This window comes from Prevotella sp. E9-3, assembly GCF_022024015.1.
Taxonomy (GTDB): Bacteria; Bacteroidota; Bacteroidia; order Bacteroidales; family Bacteroidaceae; genus Prevotella.
This window is the reverse complement of sequence record NZ_CP091786.1, coordinates 2,112,447-2,130,743: the sequence shown is the minus strand read 5'-3', so window position 1 is coordinate 2,130,743 and position 18,297 is coordinate 2,112,447. Positions and strand designations below refer to the sequence as shown.

14 protein-coding genes are annotated in these 18,297 nt (G+C 43.1%); 10 read left to right on the top strand and 4 right to left on the bottom strand.

The genetic code is table 11. From position 1 onward, the window contains the following. Positions 1-11 precede the first annotated feature (11 nt). The 8 genes from tsaA (at position 12) to L6475_RS07965 (ending at position 11,333) form a co-directional block, all read left to right on the top strand. On the top strand, positions 12-734 hold the full coding sequence (gene tsaA, locus L6475_RS08000) for a tRNA (N6-threonylcarbamoyladenosine(37)-N6)-methyltransferase TrmO (protein WP_237818844.1): 723 nt from the start codon (positions 12-14) through the stop codon (positions 732-734). Positions 735-824: 90 nt separating this feature from the next. Continuing rightward, the gene (locus L6475_RS07995; RefSeq protein WP_237818842.1) at positions 825-1,991 is read left to right on the top strand and encodes a PP2C family protein-serine/threonine phosphatase; all 1,167 of its coding nucleotides are present in this window, start codon (positions 825-827) and stop codon (positions 1,989-1,991) included. A 24-nt stretch (positions 1,992-2,015) separates the two neighbouring features. Next, the gene (locus L6475_RS07990; protein WP_237818840.1) at positions 2,016-3,581 is read left to right on the top strand and encodes a hypothetical protein; all 1,566 of its coding nucleotides are present in this window, start codon (positions 2,016-2,018) and stop codon (positions 3,579-3,581) included. A 22-nt stretch (positions 3,582-3,603) separates the two neighbouring features. After that, positions 3,604-6,372, top strand: coding sequence for an ATP-binding protein (locus L6475_RS07985; protein ID WP_237818838.1), 2,769 nt, complete (start codon positions 3,604-3,606; stop codon positions 6,370-6,372). Between the two features lie 7 nt (positions 6,373-6,379). Then, positions 6,380-7,198: a sensor histidine kinase gene (locus L6475_RS07980; protein WP_237818836.1), complete on the top strand. Its 819-nt coding sequence runs from the start codon at positions 6,380-6,382 to the stop codon at positions 7,196-7,198. After that, the gene (locus L6475_RS07975; RefSeq protein WP_237818834.1) at positions 7,195-9,756 is read left to right on the top strand and encodes a TonB-dependent siderophore receptor; all 2,562 of its coding nucleotides are present in this window, start codon (positions 7,195-7,197) and stop codon (positions 9,754-9,756) included. Before L6475_RS07980 ends, L6475_RS07975 begins: the two co-directional genes overlap by 4 nt. A gap of 305 nt (positions 9,757-10,061) precedes the next feature. Further along, positions 10,062-10,517, top strand: coding sequence for a DUF4890 domain-containing protein (locus L6475_RS07970; protein WP_237818832.1), 456 nt, complete (start codon positions 10,062-10,064; stop codon positions 10,515-10,517). A 261-nt stretch (positions 10,518-10,778) separates the two neighbouring features. After that, complete coding sequence (locus L6475_RS07965; RefSeq protein WP_237818830.1) at positions 10,779-11,333, top strand: DUF4738 domain-containing protein; 555 nt, start codon at positions 10,779-10,781, stop codon at positions 11,331-11,333. Here the strand turns inward: L6475_RS07965 and L6475_RS07960 are convergent. From L6475_RS07960 to uxuA, 4 genes are all read right to left on the bottom strand, one after another. Then, positions 11,284-12,021 (bottom strand): HAD family phosphatase, encoded by a 738-nt coding sequence (locus L6475_RS07960; RefSeq protein WP_237818828.1) that lies wholly within the window; start codon positions 12,019-12,021, stop codon positions 11,284-11,286. The genes L6475_RS07965 and L6475_RS07960 overlap by 50 nt on opposite strands. Before the next feature lie 43 nt (positions 12,022-12,064). Next, on the bottom strand, positions 12,065-13,420 hold the full coding sequence (locus tag L6475_RS07955) for a glucose-6-phosphate isomerase (protein ID WP_237818826.1): 1,356 nt from the start codon (positions 13,418-13,420) through the stop codon (positions 12,065-12,067). Positions 13,421-13,581: 161 nt separating this feature from the next. Next, positions 13,582-14,394 (bottom strand): SDR family oxidoreductase, encoded by an 813-nt coding sequence (locus L6475_RS07950; protein ID WP_237824091.1) that lies wholly within the window; start codon positions 14,392-14,394, stop codon positions 13,582-13,584. A 15-nt stretch (positions 14,395-14,409) separates the two neighbouring features. Next, the gene (gene uxuA, locus L6475_RS07945) at positions 14,410-15,702 is read right to left on the bottom strand and encodes a mannonate dehydratase (RefSeq protein ID WP_237818824.1); all 1,293 of its coding nucleotides are present in this window, start codon (positions 15,700-15,702) and stop codon (positions 14,410-14,412) included. 169 nt (positions 15,703-15,871) lie between these two features. On the opposite strand from uxuA, the gene dapA reads away from it, so the two are divergent. Together dapA and pyk are read left to right on the top strand one after the other, a co-directional pair. Next, a complete protein-coding gene (dapA, locus tag L6475_RS07940; RefSeq protein ID WP_237818822.1) occupies positions 15,872-16,759 on the top strand; it encodes a 4-hydroxy-tetrahydrodipicolinate synthase in 888 nt (295 codons plus the stop codon). 34 nt (positions 16,760-16,793) lie between these two features. After that, the gene (gene pyk, locus L6475_RS07935) at positions 16,794-18,194 is read left to right on the top strand and encodes a pyruvate kinase (protein ID WP_237818820.1); all 1,401 of its coding nucleotides are present in this window, start codon (positions 16,794-16,796) and stop codon (positions 18,192-18,194) included. Positions 18,195-18,297: the final 103 nt, after the last annotated feature.

The window sequence follows — 18,297 nt, the reverse complement described above, 5'->3', positions numbered from 1 at the left end:
TTTTACTCACCATGCAGATAACCCCGATTGCTTATTTCCATTCACCATTAACCTCAAAGTTTGGTATTCCCCGTCAAGGCGGGTTAGCAACTTCTTTGTCAGGTCAAATTATTTTTGAGCCAGCTTATCGTCATGCCGAAGCAGTTCGCGGTATAGAAGATTTTTCTCATCTTTGGTTGATTTGGGAGTTTTCAGCCAACAGGAAAACTCATGAGCCAATAATGGATAATGGCGGTGAATCCAGCATACATCAGAACCTCACGGTGCGTCCTCCACGTTTAGGTGGAAACGAAAGGGTGGGAGTGTTTGCCTCTCGTTCGCCTTTCCGTCCCAATCCTTTAGGTCTCACATGTGCATTAATTGATAGAGTAGAAATGCATCCACAGTTAGGGCCTGTTATTCATGTTCTTGGCGCTGACATTATGGATGGAACTCCCATCTATGATATAAAGCCCTATGTGCGCTATGCTGATTGTCATCCAAATGCTCGCAGCGGTTTCGTTGATCAAAAGGATTGGCCTCGCCTTGAAGTTGTTATTCCTGATAAATGGGCATCCATTTTTTCTCATGAGGAACTGAAAAGCCTTCAAGAAGTACTATCCTTTGATCCTCGCCCACAATATCATCATCAGCCGCAGCGCATTTATGGAATGCCTTTTGCTGGTTACGATGTGAAGTTCAATGTCTCTGATGGTCAGGTAATAGTTGTCGGTGTACAGAAACCGACCTCATAAAAAGACCAATAACTAAAAAAAGACGCTAATTCTTTCTTTATATTAAAAAAAAATATATCTTTGTACATTATTTGATTTTTTTAATCTACTATGGCAGCAATAAAAATACTAAGTGTTGACGATGAGGCACCATTGGAGTTGTTGATGAAACAGTATTTCAGACGCAAAATCCGAAATGGTGAATATGAGTTCTTTTTTGCACATAATGGCTTAGAGGCTCTTGCTATCTTGTATAACAATCCAGACATTGAAATAATCCTTTCAGACATCAACATGCCTGAAATGGATGGATTAACTCTTCTGGCAAAGGTCAATGAGATGCGTAATCCTGCTTTGCGCGTTATTATGGTAAGTGCATATGGCGATATGAAGAACATCCGACAGGCTATGAACAACGGAGCGTTCGATTTTGCCACAAAGCCTATCGATATGGAAGATTTGAGTCTGACTATTGAGAAGGCTATTGAGCAGATAAAATTTGTGCATGAGTCTCAAAAGGAACATTCTCAATTGGAGTCACTGAAGAAAGACCTGACCACAGCAAGGGATATTCAGCAGTATATTTTACCACAGGTGTTTCCTCCATTTCCAGAAGATATTGACAATATAGATATTTTCGCTTCGATGGAGGCTGCAAAGGATATCGGTGGCGACTTTTACGATTTCTTCCGTATTGATGCCGATCATATAGCGTTGGTTATTGCCGATGTATGTGGAAAAGGTATTCCTGCAGCTTTGTTTATGGCTGTCAGTCGAACTATGATTCGGGCTAAAGGTATGCAGGGCGTTAGTGCGAGTGAGTGTATTGCAGAGTCCAATCATTTGTTGGCATCATACTCAGTCGATTGTATGTTTGTTACAGTATTCTATGCAATTTATAATACCCAAACAGGCAGTGTTACCTATTGCAATGCTGGACATAATCCTCCCCATTTGTTGAAAGCTGACGGTACTGTCTGTGAATTGCCACAATCTAAGAATACTGTTGTGGGAGCATTCGATGATTTGAATTATTTTGAGGAAAGTCTGCAATTGAATCATGGTGATACGTTGGTAATGTTTACCGATGGTGTCAATGAAGCCATAAATTCTTCCAATGAAGAGTTTGGAAATGCCCGTCTTGACAATATCATCCGGGGATTGTCCAATGCAAGTAGCCAGCAGATTATTGAATCTGTTAAAGAAGGTATCAAGGAATTTGTTGACGGTGCCGAACAGAGTGATGATATAACAATGTTGGTACTCAAAAGAAAGTAAACTGAAAAGTACGAGGAGTAAATAGTGAAAAGGCACATTGTCATCATAGGGTGTATGGGATTCCTGCTATTGTTGTTGGTAGCAGCAGTACTATATTTGCGACACAGTAATGATGAGCGCATTCTGGAATTAGAAACTCAGCTATCGGCTTTGCGCGAACATGAGAAACAATTGGAAGTGGCTCGTCAGGTGAGCAAACAGATGGAAGAGATTGCTAACGGCCAGGAAGCTTTATCGGAAGAACGAAGTCAAGAAGCTATCCGTCAATCCAAAATTGCGCAGGAGATGACCCTTCGTTCAGAAGCGGAGCGAAAGAATGCTATTCAAGCTCAAGCCATAGCCGAGAATGCAGCAGATGAGGCTCTTAATGCTTATCAGATGGCTGAACGTCAGAGAGTAGAAGCGGAAGAACAGCGCAAGCAGGCTGAACATGCCAAATTGGTGGCCGACACACTAAACTATATCTCTTTGGGACGAACCCTTGGAGCACAGTCGTACTCAATCTATCAGACTGGTGAAAAGGAACTAGGTAATATGCTTGCCTATGCATCTTATCTGTTTACAAGCGATTATAAAGGCGATCTTTTTACTCCCTCTGTATTTCAGGCGCTAACCCAGTCAGCAGGTGGGCGCCGCAGTTGGAACGTACATGATGGAAGTATCTCTCATATATGCTTTTTGTCCGATGGCAACCGTTTGCTTACCGTGAGCACTTATGGAGAAATTTTTGTTCATGAGATGCAGACTGACAAACTGATAACCAGTAGGCTGTTCAGTGATAGGCACTATTGTTTCCGTGATGCTTATTCTTCAAAAACAGGAAAAAGTTTTGCCATCAGTCTTTCTGGCCATTTGGTAGTCATCAATGCCCAGCATACTCATAGTATTTTCTTAGAGAATGTGGACCGTCCTATTGCTATTCATAGCATGAACGACAACCGTCAGTTGCTTATTGTAGGCGAGAACAGTCTGGTCCTTTTTGATATAGATGATGAGAAGGTAATTGGTTTTTGTCGCCTTCCGTTCCATGTAACATTCTGTAGCCAGCGTGATAACAAACCCCTTCTTTTTGATAATCGTGGTGGCATGCATCTTGTGAATAGTCTTGATAATATAACTAATGAAGCAGTGCCTGTACAAGGATTGGCTACTTCGTATGCTAGCAGTAAAGACAATCAATTGGCAGCTTATGGTATGGCCGATGGTACTATCTGGTTGACCGCCAAAACCGGCAAAACTTACAAACTGGTTGGGCATCTGTCGCAGGTTACTAAATTGGAGTTTGATGGTCAGCGTCTCTATTCTTCCAGTTACGATGGTAAATTGCTTTTTTGGCTTATTACTGACACACAGATAAAGCCTATCACCCTGTTTCAGTCAGGTAGCTGGCTTACCGATTTTACTTTCAGTACTGATAGAAACAATATCTGGACTGGTGATTACACTGGCACCATATCAGAATATCTTATCTCAATTACACAGATAGCCAAGCGGCTACGCGATAATGTAAAGCGAAACTTTACACAAGAGGAATGGGACTATCATGTGGGAAAGGGAATTCCTTATAGGAAAGTGAAAGGCGATATCTAAACAATGAAAGTCTGCTAACGCTATGAATAGGAATCTTGTCATTAAAGTTTCAGTACGGAGAATACTGTTGTGTGCAGTACTCTTCATGCTCCACTTTTCGCTCTTAGCTAATCATGTAAATGCACAGGGCCTTCCTCTTATCCGAAATTTTACAACCAATGAATACGGTGGACATAATCGATGTTTTGATATTGAGATAGGTGATGATGGCACTATTTATGTAGCAAACTTTGAAGGCCTGCTATATTACGATCATGTAAGATGGCGCATCATTCATGCCCCCGACATCAGTCGCGTAACGGTTGTCTATCGTGATAGCCAGAATACCATATGGGTTGGTGGCTACAATCTTTTTGCCCGTTTGGAAAAGAAGGATAATGGTGAACTGTATATGGAGCCCTTTGAGCAGAAAGGCAGGTTCAAAGGCGAAGTGATGGAAATATTTGAGGAAGACGGATCGCTTCAGTTCGTTGCCAGCGACAACAATATATATTCAGTTCGCGATAACACCATTTCGCTGAAAATGCGTACCAATGCAAATTTCCTTCCAGGTATAGATTCTGATATAGTTTCGTTGGAAGCCTTGAAAAATGGTAAGGAAAATGCTATTTTGGATGATGTAACACAGATAGAACAATTGGATGGTGGTTTGCAAGTTGTTGTAAAAAAGAATAATGGCTTGATTATTACTGACAGTTTAGGCAAGGAACTATATACTATTACTGAGGAAAATGGTCTTTGCTCAAACCAGATTGCTTATGTGGCTTATGATGGTCATGGCATGCTTTGGGGGGCTACTCTGCATGGCATTTTCGCTATTGAACTGCCATCGGTGTATAGCTATTTCTTAGCGAAGGATGGTTTTACAGGTGAGGTTCATGCAATCACGGCTTTCAATGATATGATATTCGCTGGCAGCTCGAATGGCATTTATTTCATTTCATCCCGACAGTGTAAGCGCATCAATGAAGTAAATAATATTTGCTGGATGTTAAGTAGTTATGGTCAGGATCTCCTGGCTGCAACATCGAGTGGTATTTATAAGATAAAGTCTTTGCATGCAACCAAGGGTAGGGTAGAAACCTCTAGAATGACTTCCAATGCCACTACGGCCATATTTGTAGATGGAGAAAAGGTTTATGCCGGCGAACCAGACGGAGTATGGCTTTACGAGTCAGACTTCAAACAGCGCATAAAGTTGAATGATCTTCAGTTGGTAACAGACATTCGTCGCTCTACAAATAAAAATAATCAATCAAAAGCTCCCCGTCAGAATGATAATCAGACAGGTCTTTGGTTCCAAAATGTTCATGGCGAGACAATAGGCAGCAATCCTGAGGCAGTCAAAGAGCCTCTTGCTGACATCTCCGACAATTTGCTTATGCCTGTAAGTGATATTGAAGTGAAAGCCCAATATCTGTATGGCAATCAAGTATGGATAGGAGGAGATGAAGTGCTGGCAATCATTGATACAGACAAGAAAAATTTGTTAGCACTTGCCGATAGTCGGACGGTACGTTTCCGTTCTATTATCATGGGTAATGATAGCGTGTTGTGGGGCGGTTTCGGAAATATGCCTAAGGCATTACCTAAATTGAGTAGCAATGAGCGCCATCTGCATTTCTTCTATGCTCTTGACTACTCACCTCTTTCTGGCAAGACTCTCTATCGCTATAAGTTAAGCAACAACAACTGGAGCGGATGGACAGACAAGCAAGATATAGAGTACCTGAACTTACCCTACGGTTCATATACACTTAGTGTACAGGCAAAGTTGGCCAATGGCGAACTGTCAGAGGTGACATCAATTGATTTTACCATCGCCTATCCGCTTTTCATGCGCTGGTACATGCTAGTGCTCTATTTGTTCCTCTTTGCATACGTTGTCTATTTGCTATTCTTATATCGCTTGAAAAAACTGAAAAAAGACAAGATAAAACTGGAAAAGATTGTTGAGGAACGTACTGCCGATCTTCGTAATGCTCAGGGCGAACTGATACGTCAGGAGAAAATGGCCTCGGTAGGTAAACTGACTGAAGGACTTATTGACCGCATTCTGAATCCGATGAACTATATCATCAACTTTTCCAAAATGTCAAATGATCTGCTGAAAGACCTTAAAGAGAATATTGACAAGAATAAGGAATCCATCAACGAGGATGACTATGATGACACGCTTGACGTACTCGACATGCTTACTGAAAATCTTCAGAATGTTGACCAGTACGGACAAAACACTACTCGAATACTGAAAGCAATGGAAGAGATGCTGAAAGACCGAAATGGTGGATATGTTGATACAGACCTACTGCCTGTTCTTGTGCAGAACAAGGAAATGCTGTACAATTATTATTCTAAGGAGATTGAAGAGTATCATATTCAGGTCGTCTTCTCATTGCCAGCCGAGCAGATGCCTCTTCACGGAAATCCTGAAATGCTCAGCAAAACGATGATGAGCCTGTTGGGCAATTCAATTTATGCGGTCATTAAGAAAGCACAAAAAATGAATGCTGGTTCTTCAGCTCAGTCTTATGTTCCTGAGATTGGGTTCACAGTATCCATTCCCTCAAAGGATACATACATACTGACTATCCGAGACAATGGCATAGGCATTGAAGAGAAGATTCTTGATAAGGTATTTGATCCCTTCTTTACCACCAAGACTACAGATGAAGCAGCTGGCGTTGGCCTCTATCTGAGTCGAGAAATTATTCAGAATCATGGAGGAACGATTACTGTCAAGTCTGTCAAGGATGAATATACTGAGTTTACTGTCACATTATCAAAATAATTAGAGTATGACTGAGATTGAACAACTTAAGCTACAACTTCAGAAACAGGAAAAACTGGCATCGCTCGGACTTCTGAGTGCTGGCATTGCTCACGAAATACAGAACCCGTTGAACTTTGTCATTAATTTCTCGAAAATGTCAGGGCATCTGTTGGCCGATTTGATTGACATTGTAGATGGCTATGCTGACAGTCTCACAGAGGATGACCGTGAAGACCTGAACGAAATAGTGACCGGTTTGAAAGAAAACCTGAAGCAGATTGAGGACAATGGCGAACGTGCTGTTAGCATCATTCAAGGCATACTTCTTGTTTCTCGTGGAAAAGAGAATGAGTATGTGCCTACCGATGTCGTACACATAGTGAAAGAATATGTTCGATTGGCCTATCATGCCATGAGGGCCAATCATCAGGGATTCAATGTCACCATACGAGAAGAGTATCAGGACGGGCTGCCGCTGATAAAAGTCATTCCGCAAGATTTGAGCCGGGCTATACTGAACGTGATGAACAATGCATGCTATGCAGTGTGGAATAAGTCGCAGAGTAATGCCGGAAACTATTCGCCGGAAATTGGCATCAGTGTTGCCGTTCAGGATAATAATCTTATCATCCGTATTGCCGACAATGGAGAAGGAATGACCGACGAGGTGAAAAAACGACTTTTCGATAATTTCTTTACTACCAAACCTATAGGTGAGGGTACAGGACTCGGCATGAGTATTACTCGTGATATTATAGAGAACAAACACAAGGGAAAGGTGGACTTTACATCGACCAAGAATGTAGGAACCACTATCTCCTTTACCATACCTTTCGAAATATGAGAAAGAGCATATACATATTATTGTTGTTTCTTCAATGTACTTTGGCGGCCTACGCCCAAGACGAAAGCACCATTCGTGAAGTCTATGTACAGGCCGAGAACGACTATCAGATAGGTAGGATCGAGCAGGCGCGCGATGCACTGATTGCACACCTCGGTCAGTTTCATGGCAATATGCGCCAAAATGCCTTTCGACTTATTGCGCTCAGCTATCTGGCACGTTTCGACATAGAACAGACCGAACGGTATGCCACAATGATGTTACAGGAGAATCCATACTATAGTCCGTCTTCTAACGACCCTTTGGCTTTTTCCGATATCATCGCAAATATAAAGGCTGGCATGACGGCTACCATTACCACAGCTTCCAGTCAGGCAGAAAGTCTGGCAGAGGTGCCCGTGCCCACTACACTTATCACGGCCGAGATGATAAAGACCAGTGGAGCCCGCAATCTGCAGGAGGTGTTGGCTGCCTATGTGCCGGGCATGAACATCATTGACTGCGATGATGATATCAACATTGCCATGCGTGGCATATATAGTAATACGCAGGAAAAAATACTGGTCATGCTCAATGGACATCGGCTCAACAGCTATGCCACCAATACGGCAGCACCCGACTTCAGCATTTCCCTGGAGAAGATAAAGCAGATTGAAGTGCTGCGCGGACCGGCTTCCTCGCTCTATGGTGGAGTGGCCTTGACGGCAGTTGTAAACATCATCACCAAAAAAGGAGCCGACATTGACGGATTGCAAGCAATGGCAGCAGCAGGAAACCACGGACAGGTGAAGGCCGACGCCATTCTGGGAAAGCACTATTTTGACCTTGACATGCTTGTATGGGGCAGTCTCTATCATTGCAGTGGAGAAAAGTACGATGTTACCAACGAGCGCAGTCGTATAGACGAAAGCCTGTATGGTATGCCCGTTGACCACGTTCGCATAGGGCACATTGGCAATCATCCCAGTTACGACTTCGGACTGCAATTGGGCTATAGGGGGTTACAGTTCATGTACGATGCCCACTTCTCGCAGGTGGCCGCTCCTTTCACCGTGGCATCCATGGCCCTTTCATATGATTACGACCGATATCGCACCTTCAACGGACTGAAACCTGGTTTCAGCGTTTCCTCCCGTCATGCCGACCTTACCTATCAATGGTCAATGTTCAATGTACAATGGAAAGCTGCTGTTACCTATGATAGGTCCGACCTCACACGCTATCAGGTAATCAACGATGAGCCGATGCCCACCTTGGGACTGGTACTCTCACTGCCCGAGCAGATGACCAAGATATTTGAAGAATATGGCGGCATTTATCGCTATGTGAATGGTCAGGAACAGGATTATGGCGCACAGCTGAAAGGAAACTATTCGTACCGTTTAGGTGACGACCATAAGGGAAATATTGGTTTTGGTGCTGAATATGCCTATTTCAAGCTCGATGACAACCGCTATCAGATAGGCTATGATTTTGAACGAACTTTCCCTGAAGAACCCATACTTCGTAATGAAGGAACGGGTAGGGAGTACAGTACCAATACCTATTTGCAGTTGAAACACCAGTGGCATTCGCTGATTCTTAATGCTGGCATTCGTTACGATCATAAAATTCGCTACGACAACACCAAGATTCGCGAGCTTTCGCCCCGTGTGGCCCTCATCATGTTGCGTCCAAAATGGAACATCAAACTGAGCTATTCAAAGTCGTTCGTTGATGCCCCATATATCTATCGCAAGGCCAATCTGTTGTCAACGCTCATGCTGGCAAGTGGCAGTCAGCAGACGGGTAGTGGTAGCGGTCATAGCGTTAATTACGATGCTTTGAATCTTTCGCCTGAGAGAGTACACTCCATCCAACTTTCCTTTGCTGGTACCAATTGGACGAAAGGATTGAATTTTGAAATTAACGGATTCTATAATCGTGCATCCAATCTGATTCTTACCAGTATTCTTGATTACGAGAATGTAAGTAAAAACTACACTTGTGGCGTAGAATTAATGGCTAGCTACAAACAGCCAAAGTTCACGGCGGATTGGAACTTTACGTGGACCAATACCTTCAGGGCCAACCTGATGGACTTTGGACTGCCTGATGATTTGAAATCTCTTACTTCTATCAATCTAGATGCCAATAACAACACTCCTGCCATTATGTCGAATGCCGTGCTTGGATGGCAGTTTACACCTAGGTTGAAACTTCATACTCATCTGTTGTTTGAAGGCAAGCAGACATCCTACAACACAGATTTAGTGAAAGCTGTTCAAACATCGGGCAGTCTGCTTAGTGCCATTACCTATTCGTCTAAGGGTATGTATAAAGAAGCTGAGGAAGCCATGAACAGCGCCAAGGCTACTGCCAGTGAGTTGATTATGCACAAAGAAATGCCGGCACGTGTCATTGTCAATATCGGCGGAGACTATACACTAGGTCCTGTTACCTTCGGTCTGAATGTTCACAATTTGTTTGGTACCCACTATTATCGTAGTGGCATGAACACCAATCTGATTCCGCAGAAAGGGCGTTGGGTCATGGGCAGCATAGGGGTGCGACTCTAAAATACCATAACAGTATTCATTCTATACCGCAATTGCCATTCAGTTGCGGCACAATTGCTAGTACCTTTCGGTATAATTGCCAGTACCTTTCGGTATAATTGCCAGTACGTTTCGCTATAAGATGTATTGAGTTGCGGTAAAAAGGTTATGTGTGAATAAAGGTTAAATAGGTAACATATTTCTTTAAATAGATATTTATTTCTACCAAGGATTAAACTTTTTCTTTGTAATTGCATCAAACTAATAGTTGCAACTTAAAATAAATAATAAACTGATATTAAAACAACTAATTTGAGCGTACAATTATGAAAAAGTTTATAGTCGCTATGACAGTAGCTCTTTTTGCAGCAGCAGGAGCAATAGCACAGGATGATAATAGTTCTGAACGTAAACAACCAACTAAAGGTGAGATGATTCAGCATCGTACGGAGCGTATGGCTCAACGTTATTCGCTGACCGACGAGCAGAAAGCTAAGTTGACAGAACTAAACACTAAATATGCCGACTTAATGGCAAGACCACGTGGCGAGCATGGGCGTCATCCTCAGGGAATGAATCCTGGAAAGCGGGAGCGCATTGAAAAGGATAGTGTTTTGAATAAGGACAAGCAGAAGAATTTTCACAGAGAATTCCGCAAAGGAGATTTTGAAAAAATGCGCGCGAAAATGGATGCTTACAACTCAGAATTGAAAGGCATTCTGACTGAAGAGCAATTCTCTGCCTACGAGAATGATCGGAAGAAAATGATGCACAGAAGATAAATTGTTTAAAGTGATTTAGGTTAACATAATGTTTTGAAAATAGGTAAGTGAACCTATTATCTCAATGGGTAGAAATGCTCGTAAAAAGATTTGATGGATATACAACGTCTGCTGCGAAAAGTGGCAGGCGTTTTTTCTTATTTTTGTGGAGAATGGATAAGTATTCTCTATTTCGTTTCAAATAGAAATAAAAGATTTTATTTGTTTGGCTCAAAGATTATTTGTAACTTTGTGTCCTAAAAACATATTAAAACGAAGAAAATGAAATCTATTTTCCCCTTATGCCTGGCTGCAGGAATGCTTGTTTTTGGAACTGTTTCGTGCAAAGAAAAAAAGAAAAGTGACGATATTATTGTAGCCAAGTATGTACCTGAACAACCCAAGGATCCTATTCGATTGAACAATGACTTACGGCATACTGATACAAAATGGCTGAATGCCTTCTATGCTATATCTACTAATAGGACGGCTAACGAATCGTTGCCTGTGCTGACTGATGAAATAGGACAGCAATATATTGACAATCAGGTTACGATTACTGTTCAGCGTACTGATAGTTCTATATTTTTTAAACAGGTATTTACTAAGGAATCGTTTACCTCTTATCTTGATAGTGATTTCCGAAAGAACGGATATTTGGAAAATATTATTTTCCAGAATGTTGAAAACGGATGTTTGAAATTCGGCGTAGCCATAAGCCGTCCCGGCAGTGAAGACGAGTTTATTCCACTCGATCTCTTTATAGACCGGCAGGGAGGCTTACGCATTACCGAAGGTCATATATTTGATGAAATAAATGATTCCATTGAAGGTTGAACGATGGCATATCGGCAAACAATAGGTTTGCACCTTCTTTGATAAGAGATTCATCGGGTAGGGGGCCTGTGTTAACTGCTACAGTAAAGATTTTTGCTGCAACACCGGCTCTAACGCCCAGAGGAGCATTCTCTACTACTATTGCTTCATAGGACTTTAAGTTTCCAGCTTTCTTCAATCCGGCCAGATAAGGGTCTGGATTGGGTTTACCGCGTTTGACATCGTAGGCTGTGGTAATGTGCTCTTCGGCCAAGTAATTTTTAAAGTCGTTCAGAAGACGTTGAATCAAAGGGCGTTGGCCGCTTCCTGTTACTACTCCAATCTGAAGTCCGCAATCCTTTATCTGTTTCATTAGTTCCAAAACTCCAGGCATTATCGGGGCCTCGGGCATTAAATGGAATTGGCGTGTCTTTTCATCATACATACGCTGGGCTTCCTGCTCGTCGATGTCTCTTCCTTGTTGCTTTTTTACCATCATGCGAATGGTATCTACTCCTCTTGCACCTTCGGTTGCATAGGCATCGCTGGCAGTCATCTCTATGCCAAACGTGGCCATTGAGCGTTGCCAGGCTACGGCATGATTGGGCATGGAATCGTACAATACGCCATCCATATCAAAGAGCACGGCTTTGGGGCATAATGCCTCAAAGCCGTATTTCTCTAAATATTGTTGAATAATTTCTTTCAATTCAAAGGTCGTTTAATCTGTTAATCTGCGAAATAGAGATTATTTATTTCTCCTTGTTCAGGCGCTCCTTGATAGCCTTTGTTTCAGCTTCGTAGCCGGGTTTCTCAAGAAGAGCGAACATGTTCTTCTTATAGGCCTCAACGCCAGGCTGATTGAAGGGATTCACCTGAAGGATATTGCCGCTGATGCCGCAGGCTATTTCAAAGAAATAGATGAGCTGACCGATGTAGTATTCGTTGAGCTGAGGAACGCAGATACGCATATTGGGTACACCGCCATCTACGTGAGCCAGACGAGTGCCCAGTTCGGCCATCTTGTTTACTTCGTCCACACGCTTGCCAGCCAGGAAGTTCAGACCATCCAGGTTCTCCTCATCCTCAGGGAAGAGCAATTTCTTTTCGGGTTTCTCTACAGAGATAACAGTCTCGAAGATGGTGCGCTCGCCTTCCTGAATCCATTGCCCCATAGAGTGCAGGTCGGTGGTAAAGTCAACACTGGCAGGGAAGATTCCCTTACCATCCTTACCCTCAGACTCGCCGTAGAGTTGTTTCCACCACTCAGAGAAGAAGTGCAACTTGGGCTGATAGTTCACCATAATCTCAATCTTCTTGCCGCTCTGATACAGACCGTTGCGTACAGCTGCATATTGTGCAGCCAGATTCTGCTCGAAGGGAACATCCTTGCCGCAAGCCTTCTCCATTTCCTGAGCACCAGCCACCAAAGCCTTTACGTCGAATCCGGCGCAGGCAATGGGCAGAAGTCCTACAGGAGTAAGAACAGAGAAACGACCACCTACATTGTCGGGAATGATGAAACTCTTGTAGCCTTCCTTGTCGGCACAGGTACGTGCAGCACCGCGCTTAGCATCGGTTACAGCCACAATAACTTTCTTCGCTTCTTCCTTGCCGCGCTGAGCTTCGCACTGCTTCTTCAGCAGACGGAAGGTAAGAGCGGTTTCGGTGGTGGTACCACTCTTAGAAATATTGATGACGCCAAATTTCTTTCCTTTCAGGTATTCGGTAAGTTCGAACAGATAATCTTCGCCGATGTTATTACCTGCAAAGAGAATGGTAGGATTGTTCTTGTCCTGAATGAGCCAGTTGAACGAATTGCTCAGTGCTTCAATCACGGCACGAGCGCCCAGATAGCTACCACCTATGCCTGCTACAACGATAGCCTCACAATTCTCGCGGAGTACTTTTGCTGTTGCTTCAATCTCATCAAGGAATGCAGGGGTGATAGATGAAGGCAGATGCAACCATCCCAAAAAGTCGTTTCCTGGGCAGGTGCCATTCTCAAGAGATTCTTGAGCGGCCTTCACACATGGTTCAAACGCAGCTACAGCACCCTCTTTCAGAAAGCAGGATGCCTTTGTAATGTCAAGACTAATGTTCTTCATTTTTTTTCTATTGATGTTAAAATGTCGTTTTTTTTGTGGCGCAAAGTTACAAAGAATAAGTGATATTGTGTATCACCTACTTATTAAAAAATGAAAAAACAATTCATATTCTGCTTATAGTCAGTGACATTCGTTTTTCCTTTGCCTCCCCAAAAAGTTGCTTACATGGCAAACACATTGAAGCCTCCATCGACTACTGCAACCGTTCCTGTTACGAATTTTGAGGCATCAGACATTAAGTAATGAATGGTGCCACAGAGCTCTTCAGGTTCGCCCATGCGTCCAAAAGGAGTCTGACGTATCACATCTTGGCCGCGCTGGGTGTAAGAACCGTCGGGATTGGTGAGTAGTGAACGGTTCTGCTCGGTAATGAAAAAGCCTGGGGCTATGGCATTTACACGGATACCTTCGCCAAATTTCTTGGCGCATTCCGTAGCCATGTAAGCGGTAAAGTTGCTGATGCCGGCTTTGGCGGCGGCATAGCCACAAACGCGTGTCATAGGACGGAAGGCTGCCATTGATGAGAAATTAATGATTGAGCCTTTTCCCTGTTTAGCCATTGGCTTAAGGAATATTTGGGTAGGAATCACTGTGCCTGTAAGATTTAACTCTAAAACACGTGAAAACTGTTCGGCATCGAGATCGAAAAAGGTCTTGTCGGGACCGATGGTGGCTCCAGGCATATTACCGCCGGCAGCGTTGAGCAATGTGTCAATATGGCCGTATTTCTCTACTATGTAGTCGCAGTTGTCCTGCACCAATTGAGCATTCATCACGTCTGTCTTCAAAAATTCGCATACACCACCGTTCTTCTGGATATCGTCAACTATTTCTTTGCCAATTTCCTCTTTGCGTCCCAGAATAATTACTTTGGCTCCATTCAGGGCCAGATACTTTGCTATGGTGCGGCCCAAGACGCCTGTTCCACCGGTAATAACTGTAACGTTTCCGTTAATGTCGAATAGGTTGTTAATCATATTAAAATAATATTAGTCGTAGAAACCTGGTTGCTTGTACTCGATACCCAGTTCCCGGTCAACGGTAGCTAATATTCCCTGTACCTGTCCGAGAGCAAACATGCGTCCTAAAAGTGTATAACCGGCATTGTGGCCATGACTACTTTCGTCCATAATACCTCCTGGGGCATCAGTAAAAGTCATGCCGTGGTCAACACGCATGGGTAATTGAGTATCGAGAATTGAGGACTGGGAATCGGCTGCTCGGCGTTGGCCCTCTTTTTCAAAGATGCGCGCCAATTCAATAATATCAGCCCTTCCACCTAAATGGCTGGCTTCGGTAAAGTCGCCATTGGAGAAGATATGACATGAGCGTAGATGTACGAAATGTGTACGCGATGCAAATTTTTCAGCCATATCAACTACATTATTGTAGGCACCTGCCGACAATGAGCCGGCGCAGAAAGTTAGGCCATTATGTTTGTTGGGCACGGCATCGAGCATCCATTGAATATCCTCTTCTGTACGGACAATTCTGGGCAAGCCAAGAACTTCAATTGGAGGATCGTCAGGGTGCACACACATATTCATGTTGCACTCGTCGCAGACAGGCATGATAGCTTCCAAAAAATACTTCATGTTCTGACGCAACTGCTTTTTGTCGACCCCTTTATAAAGGTTTAAGAATTCACGGAATTTTTCAACGGGAGTCTCGTCATTTTCGTTGAAATTACCCGATACAAAGCCTTGGGTTTTGATAATGATGTTTTCAACCAGTTTGTGATCCTTTTCAGGCGTCATTGTCTTGGCTAGTTCGTCGGCCTCTTCAAGTATATTTCTGGGCTCACCTGTTGGAGACGGACTTGTGGCTTTACTCCACTCTTCACGTGCTCCCTCACGTTTTAGTATATAGATATCGAAATAAGCAAACTCGGCGTAGCTGAAGAAAAGATTTGAAGCACCGTTGGGGTTGGCATGAAGTAAATCTGTACGTGCCCAGTCGAGCACAGGCATAAAGTTGTAGCAAATGGTGTGAATACCTTCTGCCGAGAGATTTCTCAATGACTCTTTGTAAACCTCAATTTGATGATCGCGGTCTGGACCACCATACTTTATAGTTTCTACTACTGGCAGACTCTCAACAACGCTCCAGCGCATACCGTAACTTTCAATGTATTGACGAAGTTCACGAATTTTCTCACGAGTCCATACTTCACCTAGTGGCACATCGTGCAATGCGGTTACAATTCCTTCTACGCCAATCTGTTTCAGCATGGCCAGAGTTATCTTGTCTTTCTTGCCAAACCATCTCCAGGTTCTTTCCATATAATTATAATAATGTGGATTTATATTGTTTTTTATAATTATTCCTTCAGTTTGCAAAAGTACAACTTATTTGTTATTGCACGTTATTTTCTGTCGCAAAAACACATGTAAACGTTTGCGATTTCTCATTTTTTTTGTACCTTTGCATGCGGAATTAGACAGCGACTTTATGGTACGTAATATTTTTAAGGGGCTGGGCATCGCCTTGATTACCCCTTTTCAGCAAAATGGAGAGGTTGATTATGATGCGTTGATGCGCTTGGTTGATTATCAATTGGATAACGGAGCTGACTTCTTTTGCATCCTTGCTACTACAGGTGAAACCCCAACATTGTCGCCTGACGAAAAGTCAACAATCAAGAATATGATTGTAGAACGTGTGCGTGGACGGGTTCCTATCCTTATGGGATGTGGCGGAAACAACACCGCAGCTGTTGTACGCGAGTTGCAGGAAGGAGATTTCCATGGAATTGATGGCGTTTTAAGCGTGTGCCCTTATTATAATAAACCTTCGCAGGAAGGCCTTTATCAGCATTTCAAAGCCATCTCTGCTGCCACTTCACTTCCCGTTGTTCTATATAATGTTCCAGGCAGAACTGGCGTGAATCTTCAGGCTGCTACAACCGTTAGACTAGCTCGCGATTGCAAAAATATCGTAGCCATCAAGGAGGCTTCTGGCAATCTGGAACAGGTAGATGAGATCATAAAGAACAAGCCAAAGGATTTTGATGTGATTTCGGGCGATGATTCGCTGACATTCCCAATGATAAGTTGTGGTGCTGTAGGTGTTATTTCTGTTATTGGAAATGCTTTGCCTAAGGAGTTCTCGAAAATGATTCGTTTGCAGATGAAAGGCGAGTATGATCCAGCCCGTAAAATTCACCACCGTTTTACAGATCTTTTCTCATTGCTTTTTGTTGATGGTAACCCTGCAGGTGTAAAGGCAATGTTGCATGAAATGGGATTTATTGAAAATGTGCTTCGTCTGCCTCTTGTGCCTACACGTATTTCAACACTCCAACGTATGTCAGAGATTATGAAGGAATTGAAAATTTAATGTCATTTTCTTCTACTAGATAACTAAATTTTTTATGAAGCAAACAAAGATTGTTGCCAGCGTCAGTGACCGTCGGTGCGATACCGATTTTATCAGAAAACTGTTTGACGCCGGCATGAATGTAGTCAGGATGAACACTGCGCATGCCTCAGAAGAAGGTATTCGCAAAATTGTAAAAAATGTTCGTGAAGTTAGTCCACATATCGCTCTGCTGATAGATACTAAAGGACCAGAAATTCGTACCACAGGATGTGCCGCTCCGATTGAGTATAAGGCAGGTGATGTGGTAAAGATTTTCGGTCGCCCAGAGGTTGATTGCACTCATGATATTATAAATCTTACCTATTCAGATTTTTCAGCCGATGTTCGTGAAGGTGATCATGTTCTCTTTGATGACGGAACACTGTCTATGGAGATTATGGGAATCAATGGCCCGCAGGTTGTGGCTCGTGTTGAGAACGATGGAATTTTAGGCGCTCACAAGAGTGTCAATGTGCCTGGTGTTCATGTTGATCTTCCTGCTCTTACCGATCGTGATCGCCGTATGATAATGCTAGCCATTGAACTCGATATCGACTTCATTGCCCATTCATTTGTTCGTTCGGCTGCTGATGTACGTGCTGTACAGGCTCTGCTCGACGCATATAATTCTGACATCAAGATTATCTCAAAAATTGAGAATCAGGAGGGTGTTGATAATATTGACGAGATTATCGAAGCCTCATATGGTATAATGGTGGCTCGTGGCGACCTTGGTATTGAGGTTCCCATAGAGCGTATTCCAGGTATTCAGCGAAAAATTATTCATAAGTGCGTACAGGCGAAGCGTCCTGTTATTGTAGCTACCCAGATGTTGCATTCGATGATTCAGAACCCTCGCCCTACACGTGCTGAGGTGACTGATATTGCCAATGCTATCTACTCTCGCACAGATGCGCTAATGCTTTCAGGAGAAACAGCAAGTGGTAAGTATCCTGTTGAGGCTGTTGAAACGATGGCTTCTATTGCCGAACAGGCCGAGCAGGAGAAAATTCATGGTCATGATTATGCTGTTCAAAGGAGTGGAAAGAGTGACGTTCGTGAATTCTTGGCTCATAGTGCCATTGAATCTACTGAAAAATTGGGGGTGAAAGGCATCATCTGTAGTTCGGGAACAGGCTTAACTGTTCGCCATTTAGCCTCATTCCGTGGCCCTCACCCAGTGCTGGCTATATGTTATACAGACCGTTTACAACGCGAGTTGGCCTTGTCCTATGGTGTGATACCTGTTTATCAGAAAGATCAGATATCTCCCAATACTTTGTTTCGTGCCGCAGTGCGCATGCTGCGTCAGAAAGGCTATTTGACCCATGACGATAAAATTGCTTGTCTTAGTGGGCGTGAAGGCGAACCTAAGCGTCTTGAAATAGATATAGTAAACGAAGTGTTGCGATAGATAACCTTTATTCAATAAAAGAGCGGTAATTCCCGAGTGTGAATTTCCGCTCTTTCCTTTTTTAAGTCAGTTTGCAAACTTTTGCGAACTTATTTGTTGAATT